The 12,878-nt window shown below is 36.6% G+C and carries 13 protein-coding genes and 1 tRNA gene; 10 read left to right on the top strand and 4 right to left on the bottom strand.

All coding sequences use genetic code 11. The features are described from left to right. Nucleotides 1-425 precede the first annotated feature (425 nt). Nucleotides 426-560, top strand: coding sequence for a hypothetical protein (locus tag QHH19_01280; protein MDH7516968.1), 135 nt, complete (start codon nucleotides 426-428; stop codon nucleotides 558-560). Between the two features lie 11 nt (nucleotides 561-571). On the opposite strand, the gene QHH19_01275 is transcribed toward QHH19_01280, so the two are convergent. Continuing rightward, a tRNA-Thr gene (locus tag QHH19_01275) sits at nucleotides 572-645 on the bottom strand. A gap of 109 nt (nucleotides 646-754) precedes the next feature. On the opposite strand from QHH19_01275, the gene mptA reads away from it, so the two are divergent. The 3 genes from mptA (at nucleotide 755) to QHH19_01260 (ending at nucleotide 4,263) form a co-directional block, all read left to right on the top strand. Continuing rightward, a complete protein-coding gene (mptA, locus tag QHH19_01270) occupies nucleotides 755-1,633 on the top strand; it encodes a GTP cyclohydrolase MptA (protein ID MDH7516967.1) in 879 nt (292 codons plus the stop codon). A gap of 86 nt (nucleotides 1,634-1,719) precedes the next feature. Next, nucleotides 1,720-2,844, top strand: a complete 1,125-nt coding sequence (locus QHH19_01265) for an isocitrate/isopropylmalate dehydrogenase family protein (protein ID MDH7516966.1) — start codon at nucleotides 1,720-1,722, stop codon at nucleotides 2,842-2,844. Nucleotides 2,845-2,928: 84 nt separating this feature from the next. Further along, on the top strand, nucleotides 2,929-4,263 hold the full coding sequence (locus QHH19_01260) for a cyclic 2,3-diphosphoglycerate synthase (protein MDH7516965.1): 1,335 nt from the start codon (nucleotides 2,929-2,931) through the stop codon (nucleotides 4,261-4,263). Here the strand turns inward: QHH19_01260 and QHH19_01255 are convergent. Genes QHH19_01255 through QHH19_01245 form a run of 3 tightly spaced genes read right to left on the bottom strand, consistent with a single transcriptional unit; the run spans nucleotide 4,255 to nucleotide 6,227 of the window. After that, nucleotides 4,255-5,214: a replication factor C small subunit gene (locus QHH19_01255; protein MDH7516964.1), complete on the bottom strand. Its 960-nt coding sequence runs from the start codon at nucleotides 5,212-5,214 to the stop codon at nucleotides 4,255-4,257. The genes QHH19_01260 and QHH19_01255 overlap by 9 nt on opposite strands. Nucleotides 5,215-5,269: 55 nt before the next feature. After that, nucleotides 5,270-5,806, bottom strand: a complete 537-nt coding sequence (locus tag QHH19_01250; GenBank protein ID MDH7516963.1) for a YqiA/YcfP family alpha/beta fold hydrolase — start codon at nucleotides 5,804-5,806, stop codon at nucleotides 5,270-5,272. 25 nt (nucleotides 5,807-5,831) lie between these two features. Then, on the bottom strand, nucleotides 5,832-6,227 hold the full coding sequence (locus QHH19_01245) for a secondary thiamine-phosphate synthase enzyme YjbQ (GenBank protein MDH7516962.1): 396 nt from the start codon (nucleotides 6,225-6,227) through the stop codon (nucleotides 5,832-5,834). Between the two features lie 110 nt (nucleotides 6,228-6,337). Between QHH19_01245 and QHH19_01240 the strand changes: the two genes are divergently transcribed. The 6 genes from QHH19_01240 (at nucleotide 6,338) to QHH19_01215 (ending at nucleotide 12,794) form a co-directional block, all read left to right on the top strand. Further along, nucleotides 6,338-6,937: an HAD family hydrolase gene (locus tag QHH19_01240; protein MDH7516961.1), complete on the top strand. Its 600-nt coding sequence runs from the start codon at nucleotides 6,338-6,340 to the stop codon at nucleotides 6,935-6,937. A gap of 49 nt (nucleotides 6,938-6,986) precedes the next feature. Continuing rightward, entirely contained in the window at nucleotides 6,987-7,754 is a 768-nt protein-coding gene (locus tag QHH19_01235; GenBank protein MDH7516960.1) for a PAC2 family protein, read from the top strand. 18 nt (nucleotides 7,755-7,772) lie between these two features. Further along, nucleotides 7,773-8,276 (top strand): C-GCAxxG-C-C family protein, encoded by a 504-nt coding sequence (locus tag QHH19_01230; GenBank protein MDH7516959.1) that lies wholly within the window; start codon nucleotides 7,773-7,775, stop codon nucleotides 8,274-8,276. 29 nt (nucleotides 8,277-8,305) lie between these two features. Then, entirely contained in the window at nucleotides 8,306-10,018 is a 1,713-nt protein-coding gene (locus tag QHH19_01225; protein MDH7516958.1) for a radical SAM protein, read from the top strand. A 47-nt stretch (nucleotides 10,019-10,065) separates the two neighbouring features. Continuing rightward, nucleotides 10,066-10,527: a ribonuclease III domain-containing protein gene (locus tag QHH19_01220; protein ID MDH7516957.1), complete on the top strand. Its 462-nt coding sequence runs from the start codon at nucleotides 10,066-10,068 to the stop codon at nucleotides 10,525-10,527. Nucleotides 10,528-10,613: 86 nt separating this feature from the next. Continuing rightward, complete coding sequence (locus tag QHH19_01215; protein MDH7516956.1) at nucleotides 10,614-12,794, top strand: C25 family cysteine peptidase; 2,181 nt, start codon at nucleotides 10,614-10,616, stop codon at nucleotides 12,792-12,794. Nucleotides 12,795-12,878 lie beyond the last annotated feature (84 nt).

Below are 12,878 nucleotides of genomic sequence, written 5' to 3'. Positions count from 1 at the left end.
CGGATAAAATTGTTTTATAGAAACTGGCCTTATAATGCCACTGTTGATAGCACTCAACAGTGGATTGAATGCTTTGTGTCAATGTATCACATCACAAGGAGCTAAAGTTGACAAGCACGAAAAAACAGAGAATAGGAAAAAACTTTGTTTTATTATTTTTTTATTACTTCTTTTACGAGAGGGTTTTTTCCTATGTTGTTTTGTAGGAATTTCATTATCATTTCCTTGTCTTTTTCTGTTAGATTGCTCATTTAGCACCTCTTCATGATATTTAATAGCGTGGTAATCTTTATCAATGATTGTATTTAAAGCTATCGTGTAAAAATGTCAAAAAAGGAAAAAAATATCTACTAAAAGCGTTTTCAACAGATAGATAACAGGAGGAAAGCTATATATAACTCTTTATTCTAAGAGGTAGTGATCTTATGGTTTACGGTTTAGACGATAAAAAAGGGAAAAACAAAGAAGGGTTAATGAAAGATAAAGATTACATAACAGAAGCATATCTCCAGGGTGGAAAAGCAGTAGGAAATATAATCAAACAAAGAAAGAAGAAATGATTGTTAACAAGAGCCGCTGGAGGGATTTGAACCCTCGACCTATTCCTTACCAAGGAATCGCGCAACCAGGCTATGCTACAGCGGCAAGAATATGTTCACCCTAAATTAGAACCTGTTTAATGTACTTTTTGCAAAACTGGGTTGAATGCGAACTTTAATTAAAACGATTTTTATTTTGAGAAGGGGTGATTTAGATAAGATCCATAGATTTACCAGATGTACAATCAAGTCCATCACAATCAAATTTCAAACTAACTCGTGTTGGTGTAACAGATGTAAAAAAACTTGTTCACATAAAGAGACCAGGTAGAGACACTGCTATATCATTGGTTGTGAAAATGGATCTTTTTGTTGATCTACCGGCTTCCCAAAAAGGAAGCCATATGTCACGTAACCTAGAGTTGGTCTCAGAGATAAACGATGAAAACCTAAAGGAACCAGTATCTGACCTTGAATCATTCTGCGCTAAAATAGCAAAACTACTACTCAAAAAACATGATTACGCGACCTGCTCAGAGGTAAAAGCAGAAGCAGATTATTTCCTAGACAGGGTTTACCCGTCTGGTAAAAAAGGTTTAGAGCCTTACAAACTTGTTGCTGAGGCAAGGGCAAACAACAAAGGGGAAGTAAAGAAACTCATCGGCGTGAAAGCAATAGGTATGACAGCTTGCCCATGCGCCATGGAAACAGTGAGAAAAATAGGGGGATACGGAAAAAATATTACTACACCAACCCATAATCAGAGGAATATAACCACGTTGATGATAGAAGTCCCTGGTGAGGATCGCTCTGTTGATGCAAACGACCTCATAGACATCGCTGAACAAGCTTTTAGCAGCCCTACATATAGTATTTTAAAACGAGATGAAGAAGCAAAAATTGTTTTCAACGCACATAACAACCCAAAGTTCGTTGAGGATGTAGTAAGAGACATACTAAGTGCTATTTTAAAGAAATATAAGAATCTCCCAGATGATGTGCTGGTTATTGTCAGAAGCGAAAGCGAGGAATCGATTCACAAACATAACGCTTTTGCTGAGCGTGTAACCACACTAGGGGAACTTAGAAAATAAACCATCAAAAATTTTTTTAGAAAAAAATAGGGTTGTTTAATAGCTTTCTGGAAAGCTTTAAAACGATAATTATAATTCTGCTTTTCATGACGAAATATAAAATAGCTTGGTTACCTGGTGATGGTGTTGGTAAAGATGTGATGGATGCTGCAAAAATTGTTCTTGACACAATAAATCTTGACGCTGAATACATACCTGGTGATGTTGGTTGGGAGTTCTGGAAAAAAGAGGGAGACCCATTACCACAAAGAACAATCGACTTGTTTAAACAAACTGATTGCTGTCTATTTGGAGCTATAACATCTAAACCTAAGGAGGAGGCGCAAAAAGAGCTTGATCCAAAGCTTCAGGATAAAGGTTTTGTTTATACAAGTCCTATTGTTAGACTCAGGCAACTACTTAATTTGCACACAAATTTGAGACCATGCAAAGCCTACAAAGGTAACCCATTGAATTTCAGGGATGATATCGACCTAGTTGTTTTCAGGGAGAATACTGAGGATCTGTATGCTGGTGTAGAGTTTCATCCTGTCCCAAAGGTGGTTTTTGATGCTCTCATGACTCATCCTAAAATGAAAGCTTTTTCAAATGTTCCTTTGAACGATATGGCAATATCTACTCGTATTATTACAAGAAAAGCATCTAGTAATATTGTTCGTCAAGCTTTTGAGTATGCAAAAAAACATAAAAGAAAAAGTGTAACAATTGTTGAAAAACCCAATGTTATCCGTGAAACAAGTGGTCTTATGCTTCAAGAAGCAAGAAAAATAGCATCAGAGTATCCAGATATTGAATATAAAGAAGTAAATGTTGATGCTATGTGTATGTGGCTTGTTAAAAATCCACAAGATTATGATATATTGGTTTCATCAAATATGTTTGGTGATATTATCTCTGATCTTGCTGCGCAACTTGTTGGTGGTTTAGGTTTTGCATCCAGTGGTAATATTGGTGATAATTACGCTGTTTTTGAGCCTACCCATGGTAGTGCACCAAAATATGCTGGTATGTACAAAGTAAACCCCATAGCTATGATTCTTACTGTTAAACTCATGCTTGATTGGCTAGGTGAAACAAAAACAGCTACGAAACTTGAAGAGGCTGTGGCAACCGTGATCAGAGAAGGTAAAGTTAGAACCTATGATATGGGTGGAAAAAACACCACCCTAGAGGTAGCTAAGGATATAGCTAAAAAATTCGATAAAATATAAGGGAAAAAACACCATTTTTTACTAGCTGGAAAAGCATTTTAAAGGGTTAGACGATACCCAGAGAGCAGACCATGGGAATATTTTATGTCTGGCAAAAAAAGAGTACTGATTATGGGTGCAGCAGGAAGAGACTTCCACAACTTTAATGTATATTTTAGAGACAATGAAGACTATGATGTAGTCGCTTTTACCGCTACTCAGATACCTGATATAGCTGGTAGGAAATATCCTGCTAAGCTATGTGGTAAACTATACCCAGATGGTATACATATCTATCCTGAGGAAGATTTAGCTAAACTGATAAAAGAAAAAAATGTGGACATGGTTGTTTTTGCCTACAGCGATGTACCCAATGCTTACATCATGGAGAAATCAGCTATTGTTAACGCGGCTGGTGCTGATTTTGTTTTAATGGGAACAAAAAGTACTATGCTGCAATCAAATAAACCTGTTATCGCTGTTTGCGCTGTTAGAACAGGTTGTGGTAAATCACAGGTTTCAAGAAAACTTTTTAAGATACTACAAGAAAAAGGCTACAGGGTTGCAGCTATCAGACACCCGATGCCATATGACCAGGATATAACAATTCAGGTGGTCCAGCGTTTCCAGGTGTACGAGGATCTAGATAAATACAACTGCACAATAGAAGAACGTGAAGAGTACGAGCCGTACATAGACATGGATGGTGTTATCTTCTCAGGTGTTGACTACAAAAAGATCCTCGAAGAAGCAGAGAAAGAAGCCGATGTTATCATATGGGATGGTGGGAACAACGATTTCTCTTTTATAAAACCTGATTTGTTGATAACTGTTGCTGATCCACATAGGGCAGGGCATGAGCTTAGCTATTACCCTGGTGAGCTTAACGCTAGACAAGCAGATATAGTTATCATAAACAAGGTTAATACCGCTAAAAAAGAGGATATAGAAACCGTTAGAAACAATATAAAAAGAATTAACCCCAAAGCACAGATAATAGATGGTGTTTCAACTATAACAGCCGATGACAAAGAGATGATAAAAGGCAAAAGAGTACTAGTTATAGAGGATGGTCCTACTGTTACACATGGTGGTATGAAATTCGGCGCTGGCAAAATAGCTGCTGAGACATGGGGTGCAAAAGAGATAATAGACCCAAGGGAATATGCTGTTGGTTCAATTGTTGAGACTTTTAAAAAATATGATCACCTCTCCAATGTTCTACCAGCTATGGGATATAGCAAGAAGCAGATAAAAGAACTGGAAAAAACCATAAACAACTCCAACTGCGAGCTTGTTGTTAGTGGGACACCCATTGATATTTCAAGGGTTTTAAAAACAGACAAACCAGTTATCAGGGTAAGATATGGCGTAGGTGATGAAACAGCTAAAGAACTAGAAAAAATTGCTGACGATTTCATCAAAAAAAAATTACTTTAGTTTATTTCCCTCAAGGGCAAACTGGGCTAGTAACGCTTCTAGTTGTATATGCTCATTACTCCCTTCTATTAATCTAAACTCTGCCTCACCTGTTTTCTCTATCAGCCTTATTTTACTTTCATCAGGTATTGACAAATCAAATATAACCTGATGTATCTGAGATATTATATCCTCGCCACTTAAACCATGCTTTATCAAAAGATCATAGAGCTGGTTTCTCGCTGCTGTGAAATTACCTGTAAGCGCAGAGTTAAGAAGGTTCTTAATATCCTCTGGCTTAGCTGTTGCACTAGTCTCATACAACAATTCAGCTGTTATCTTCTTATCAATCGATGCACCTACCTGCAAAATGTTAATTGCCTTCCTCAGGTCTCCTCTTGAGATAAATATAAGTGCCTCTAGCCCATCTGGTGTTATCTCCAGTTTCTCGCTAGATGCTATCTTACGCATATATTTTTTTATATCATCTGCTTTGATAGGATGAAACCTGAAAACAGTACACCTAGACTGTATAGGTTCTACTATCCTTGAGGAGTAGTTCACAGATAAAATGAAACGGCATATATGGGTGTATCTCTCTATTGTTCTCCTCAGAGCAGCCTGTGCATCAGATGTTAAATGATCAGCCTCATCAAGGAAAATAATTTTAAAATGTGTTTTACCAATTGGTACTGTTCTTGCAAAATCCTTTATCTTACCACGTATAACCCCTATACCTCTCTCATCACTTGCGTTGAGTTCTATAAAATTCTGTTTCCAATTTTCACCAAACAGTTCTTTTGCAAGCGCAAGGGCTGATGTGGTTTTTCCTGTACCAGCTGGTCCTGCAAATATTAGATGTGGTACGTTTTTTGTTTTCGCATATGCTTTAAGCCGTTCAATAATCTCATCCTGGCCAACAACCTCATCAAGTGTTTTTGGCCGGTATTTCTCAATCCAGATATCTTCCATCTTAACTCACACAGGGTATATGTTCTAATAATTAATGTTTTTTGTCTAAGTAATTTTATGATTTTAATATATCAGAGATGATGAGGGGTAATTCATTTAATTTTTTTGTAAAACCATGGTCATCACTTAAGAACTGGATTGTAGCATTCTGTTTTATCGCAAACTCCATTATCCAACGAAGTGGTATAACATCGTCTTCCATGCCAACTAATATGGTGATTTCTGCGTTAATCCTTTTTTCAAAAAGTTGGTTATCCTTCATCTCACATAATATCCTATGAGGTACCCCTTGAAATTTACTCACATCCTCAGATGGTGGGATAACAGCTGGATTCAGCAATATAAGCTTCTTTACATTATGGTTTTCAAGAGCAATACAAGCAGCTAGAAAACCCCCAAGCGATGAACCAATGAGAAAAACCTTTTTATCGTCTTTAATCTCATTGTTTATACGTTTTAAACAATCAGAAATTACTATATCTTCCGGTTTACAATCACGATATTTTATGGGTTTAGCACCAAGTTTATCCCTAAACAACACCCCTTTTGCACTATCAGGGTTTGATTCATATCCATGGATGTAGTACAACATAATTTCACACATTTAGATATTCAAATTAACGGGAAATAATGTCTATGTAAACCCTGCGGTTTCTTGGTCCATCTCCTTCATAGAAAAATATATGCTGCCATGTGCCAAGAACAAGTTTTTTGTTTTCCACAAGAACAGTCACAGATGACCCAAGTAAACTTGCTTTGATATGTGCATCGCTGTTGCCTTCCATATGATCATAGTTACCATCCCCAGGAACAAGTCTTTTAAGAGTTTCAATAATATCGTGTTGTACACTAGGATCAGCACACTCGTTTATGGTTACACCAGCTGTTGTATGGGGAACATAAACTATTACATGCCCGCGTTGGACACCCTCCTCAGCTAATATCTTTTGAATGTCGCTAGTAATGTCAATCATCTCTTCTCTTTTCTTTGAAACAATCTTCAGCTCCCTCATTTTAAATCAACAAAGGGGTATATTTGATGAATTATTTAAAACACCTTCCAAATTAACCCAGGAAACCTTTTTAGACGTCTTCGTGTTCCACCGGAGGAGGCAAAGAAAACATGAAGATAAAACCAAAAGCTATATTATTCGACATGGACGGTGTACTAATAGATTCACTGGATTCATGGTGGACTTCATTAAACGCAGCCTTAAAAGCATTCAACTACAAAGAAATCTCACGAGATGAGTTCATAGAGAAATACTGGGGACACGATCTATATGATAACCTTAAGCGGATGGGACTCAGCGAAGAGATAGGAAGTTTCTGCGACACCGTATATGGTGAACATATCGATGCAATCAAAATCTACCCGTACACAAAAAAAGTTTTAGACACACTAAAAATCTACAAGAAGGGTATAATAACAAACACACCAAAAGACTGTTCAAAACAGATAGTAAAAAGATTTGACATCGAAAAATATTTTGATGTGATCATAACTAGTGATGAGGTCCCAAAAGCAAAACCCTACCCAGATATTGTTTTCAGAGCATGCCAGTTATTAAAAGTTAAACCAGAAAAAGTGGTTTTAGTTGGAGACACTGATAGTGATGTTAAAGCTGGTAAAGCAGCAGGCTGCATAGTGATAGGTGTGAACATAGACGCTGATTACAAAATAAAAAACATATCTGAGTTGAATAAAATCATAGAAACATGAAAAAAACAACTTTTAAGTATAGAGTACACATGTTAGTTGATTGATTTATATGGATGATATTGAAATACTAGAATATGAAGATACTGATTTATCAAAATCCTTACTTGTTGTTGCATTTCCAACTGTAGGTTTGATAAGCTCAATCGCAGGTCATTACATCATAGACTCATTGAAATTAAAACAAATTGGTACAATCACGTCAAACTATTTTATGCCAGCTACAATAATTCATAAATCAATACCATCACCACCAGTTAGAATATACGCTGGTAGTAAAATCTGTGAAAAAAAAGGAGAATGCGAACAAATCGCTATAATAATATCAGAGTTTATGCCACCCTACACCATAATCAAGCCACTGGCAGATAAAATACTGGATTGGGCACAAAAAAAAGGCTGTAAAACAATAGTTTCATTAGAAGGAACACATGCAGTAGGTAAAGCTGAAAACAAAAAATTAAGGGTATATGGCGTTGGTAGTAACAATGAGATGAAAAATATTCTAAAAAAATATGAAATAAACGAAACACAAGAAGGTATGATAGCTGGTGTAACCGGAGTTCTCCTATATGAAGGGGTTCTAAAAAACAGGGATGTCATCTGTTTACTTGCTGAGGCGAACCCAGCTTACCCTGATTCAAGAGCAGCAGGCAACCTTTTAGAAATATTAGATAAAATGACACCTATAATAAAAATAGACCCAAAACCATTGTACCGAGAAGCAGAAGAGATAGAGAAAAACATTAGAATGTTCATGGAGCAATCAAAACCAACAGCTCCCTCATTACCACCTGTACCCTCACACATGTACGGTTAAAAAAAGGGTTTTTAAAGTATGAAATCAAAAAAAGAATTAATTGAACAGGCCTACAATTTAGCCTATAAATATGAAGCAGAACGAGGAAGCTGCCCACAGTGCGTACTAGCAGCAATAATGGAAACAATAGGGGTTGGAGACCCAGATACGATAAAAGCAGTTGATGCCCTAGCAGGTGGAACAGCTTTATCAACCAATGGTACATGCGGGGCGCTAATAGGTGGGTTAGCGGCTATAAGCTCAATAGTTGGTAGAGACTACAAAAGCTTCAGCACAGGTGATAGAAAACGCCGTGTGTTCCAATACTCAAAAAAACTATATGACAAGTTTGTGAAAGAATATGGTTCACCGGTCTGCAAAGATGTACACATAAAACTTTTTGGTAGAACATTCAACCTACTTGACCCAAAAGATTACGAAGAGTTTGAAAAAGCAGGGGCACACGTAGACAAATGCCCATCTGTTTCTGGTAATGTAGCAAAGTGGACAGCAGAAATAATTTTAAACGAGCTTAAAACCTAAAAATTTTTTAAAAAAAACAACTTAAGATTATGTTGAAGGTAACAATACTAGATGGTTATGTTGATGAACCAACTTGCCTAGGTGTACCACCATACATAAGCCCATATCCAAGGTACATAGCGGGCGCAATACTTAGTTATGACAAAAAAACAGAAATCCATTATGTAACAATCGACCAAATAAGAAAAGACAACACACTTCTAAATATTTTATCAAAACATGATTTAATCATAGTTATCGCTGGTATGTCTGTACCAGGGAAGTATCTATCTGGTATGCCAATCAGCCCAAACGAAATAGTAAACATACTATCAAATTTACCTAAAACCATTAAAGTTCTTTGCGGGCCAGCAGCCCAACATGGGTTTGGTATAGCTGGAGGAAAAAGAGTTAAAGAAACCAATTTTGTAAAAAAAGTTTTTGATCTAATTGTAAAAGGTGATGGTGAATTCACTGTCTTTGAACTGCTAAAAAACAGACTCGAAGTCGAAAAAATTGATACCACTCTATTTAGAGAGAACGCTGGTGCTATCAGAAATTTCGCTATAAAGGGTGTAAACATAGTCTGTCAGCATCCTTTTTTCCCAGATTACCTAATCGCTGAAATTGAAACCTATAGAGGATGCCCTAGAAGCATAGTTGGTGGATGTTCTTTCTGCAGCGAACCAAGCAAAGGACCACCTGATTTCAGACCAATCAGAGACATAGTTGATGAAATACAGGCGTTATACAAAATAGGTGTGAGACATTTCAGGTTGGGAAACCAACCATGCATTTTTTCATATATGGCAAAAGATTCAGGGAAACTAGAATTCCCAAAACCCAACCCAATTGCTTTGGAACAATTATTCAAAGGAATCAGATCGGCTGTACCGAATCTAAAAACACTTCACGTAGACAATGCAAACCCAGGCATAATCGCACGTTACCCAAAAGAATGCGAGGAGATAGCAAAAACAATAATAAAAAATCATACACCAGGTGACGTAGCTGCATTTGGTGTAGAAAGCGTCGACCCGATGGTGATCAAAAAAAACAATCTAAAAGCAACAGCAGACGAAGTATATGATGCAATAAAACTTCTAAACAAAATTGGATCAAAACGAGGCGACAACGGTATGCCAGAGTTACTACCAGGCCTAAACTTCCTATTTGGACTAGATGGAGAAACAAAAAAAACATTTGATCTGGATTATGAGTTCCTCAAAAAAGTGCTGGATGATGGATTTCTGCTAAGAAGAATCAACCTCCGCCAAGTAATACCAATACCAAACACAAAAATGTTTGGCATAGGCAATAAAATAATTTCCAAACATAAAAACGAGTTTCAAAGTTTCAAAAGACGCATTAGGGAAAACATAGAACGCCCTATGATAGAAAAAATCCTCCCAAGAAACACTATTTTAAAAAATGTGTTCACAGAGATGTATGAGGGAAAAACAACTTTTGGTAGACAAATTGGTAGCTACCCATTGTTGGTGGGGATACCAGGTGTTTTAATGTTACATAAATTCTTTGATGTTAAAATAATCGACTATGGTTACAGATCTGTAACAGCGATACCATTCCCATTAGATATTAACACAGCTAAGAGGGAAACAATAGAGGCTATACCAAATGTTGGTCAGAAAAGAGCGATAAAAATCTTGGTTAACAGGCCATTCAGAAACAGGAAACACTTCCTGGAATCCTTAGATGACCAAGAAGTTGCAAACAAAATACTTGAATACATAAAAATTTAAAATAAAACAAATTAAAAAACAAGAAAAACATATCCGTGAGCAGTAATATGATTTGGGACGAATACGAGAAACTTGAGGAAAAAATAAACTACACATTCAAAAACAAAGAATTGCTGAAGAGAGCTCTAACGCATAAAACATATGCTTTTGAAGCAAACACACCATTAGAGTACAATGAGCGTCTAGAACTGCTTGGCGATAGTATACTTAGTTTCATTGTCGCTGAACAACTTTACAAGAGCAACAAATACTTCTCAGAGGGAGAACTGACACGTAGAAGAGCGATTTTGGTGAACAACAATTTTTTAGCGGAAAAAGCAAGAGAACTTAGTCTTGGTAAATACCTGCTACTCGGAAAAGGAGAAAAAAAACAAGATGGAGATAAGAATCCGACTAACCTCGCAAACGCATTAGAGGCATTAATCGGAGCTATATATCTTGACTCAGATATTGATAACGTTAGAAAATTTATCTTGAACAACTTATTTAGTGAAGATTTTCAATTTTGACAATAAGTCTGAAAATCGTATAAGAAACTTTTAAATAAACAAACCTAATTCTATAATTAACAAACGTTAATATCTGGAGGTAAAAAATGAGGAAAATAATGATATTTTTAGTGGTAGGAACATTGGTCCTCAGTGGACTAGGCGCTGTTGTTTTAGCTAACGAAAATGTGCAAGAGAAAATTGTAGTTATAGATTTTTTGCAACCCGTTGTAGATGAACAAAATGAATACGCAGTTGTTAATATGCAAGGAACTAACTCTTTTTTGATGGAACAAAACAAACCAATGTTACCTAGCTACACAGATGAGTTTTATTTCCCTTTTGGAACAAGAATTAAAAGTGTAACTGTTACGCCAAGTAACATTCAAACACAAGTAATTTCAAAGCACATAATACCAACTCCGCCAAGAGTCGTCGTAGGCCAAACTATGACAATTGAAGAAGAACCTATAGACTATGGTACAGAAATATATCCACCGGTTTGGTTTGAATACAATGTTGGATGCGGACGTTATAACGGAGAACTTAGTATAATAGTTGATTTAGAGGTTTATCCGATTAAATATCATCCTTTGGAGAAAATAATCGAATGGGCTAAAGAAATGAATATAGTGATAGAATATGAAACATCAACAGGACAAACATCTTGCCGTGAGAACTATGAATTAGTTGTGTTAGGTCCATCTGAGTTTAGTGAGGAGATAGCACCACTTATAACCCATAAAATAAGTAGAGGAGTAACATCTAAATTCGTTAGTTTAACCGATATTTATAATGGAGTTTACTTCCCGGCGACAGGTAGAGATAACCAAGAAAAAATTAAATATTTCATTAAGAACACGATCGAAAACTGGGCTACAAGCAGCATTTTATTGGTTGGGGGTAGCGCTAAGTTTCCAACAAGAGAAACCCATATTTGGATTCAAGATGAATATGATCAGTATGGGAATGTAGAGGTATTTGTAAGTGATTTATATTATGCTGATATATATGATAGTACAGGTGGTTTTTGCAGCTGGGATTCCAATAATAACGACATATTTGGTGAATATAAATGGCAAGGGAAGACAGATCAGGTGGATCTACACCCAGATGTTTATCTTGGAAGACTTGCTTGTACAACTGAATCCCAAGTCATAGCTTGTGTGAATAAAATCAAAACCTATGAAAACACCCCAGGTTATCAACAAGATTGGTTCCCCAATCTTGTAGTTGTTGGTGGAGACTCATTCCCTGACGATGATGATATCGATGAAGGAGAATACATCAATCAAAAAGTGATAGATATGATGACTGGTTTTATTCCTAATAAACTCTGGGTTACAAACGGTAAATTAACAGGTATAAACCCAACAGGTTTAGCAAACATAAAAGATGCTATTAACAGCGGCTGCGGTTTCGTTGACTTCTCAGGACATGGGAATCCTCAGGTTTGGGCAACACACCCACACAAACAACATAACATTTGGGTACCAACACCATATGGTCGTATCACAAACAACCATATTCAAGAACTAACTAATGGTAACAAATTACCGATTGTAGTTGTTGAAGCATGTTCCACATCTAAATTTACGTCTGATTACAATTGTTTCAACTGGGCGTTTATACACAACCCAAATGGTGGAGCTATTGGAACATTTGGGGCAACAGCACTAGGCTGGGGGTATGTAGGAACAGGTGTATCACAAGGGTTAATTGGGAAAATGGGTTTAGACACCTTCAGAGCATACAAACTTAATGGAGCTACAACTCTTGGGGAGATGTGGGCAAAGGCGCTTGAAAGATACATCAAGGCAGGGATGAACGAATTTGATTTCAAATGTGTGGAAGAATGGGAATCATTTGGTGACCCAACATTAGCTATCGCTGAAGAATCACAACCACCAGCAAAACCAACTACACCAAGTGGTCCTACATCTGGAACAGTTGGTATCGAATACACATACACTACATCAACAACAGACCCAGAAGGGAATAAAATCTCTTATTTATTTGACTGGGGTGACGGAACAACAAGTGGTTGGGTTGGACCGTTTAACAGTGGAACAACAGCAACAGCTAAAAAAACTTGGAGTAAAAAAGGCACATACGAGGTAAAGGTTGTTGCAAAGGATGAACACGGTAAACTAAGTGATTGGTCAGATCCGTTGTCAGTGAGCATGCCAAGAATAAGACAAACACCAGTGTTACTTCAAATACTTGAAAAAATTTTTGAGAGATACCCAAATATATTCCCAATACTGAGATATATCCTCAACATATAAAATTTAAAAAATTCTCTTTTTTTATTTTTCTAAAATCAACTTATTTTTGAGAAAAAAATGATTTTTTTAAAACTAGCGAAAAAG

This window comes from Candidatus Thermoplasmatota archaeon, from assembly GCA_029907305.1.
GTDB lineage: Archaea > Thermoplasmatota > E2 > DHVEG-1 > DHVEG-1 > JARYMC01.
Note: the sequence above shows the minus strand (reverse complement) of the source record. Positions and strands in the feature narration are given on the sequence as shown.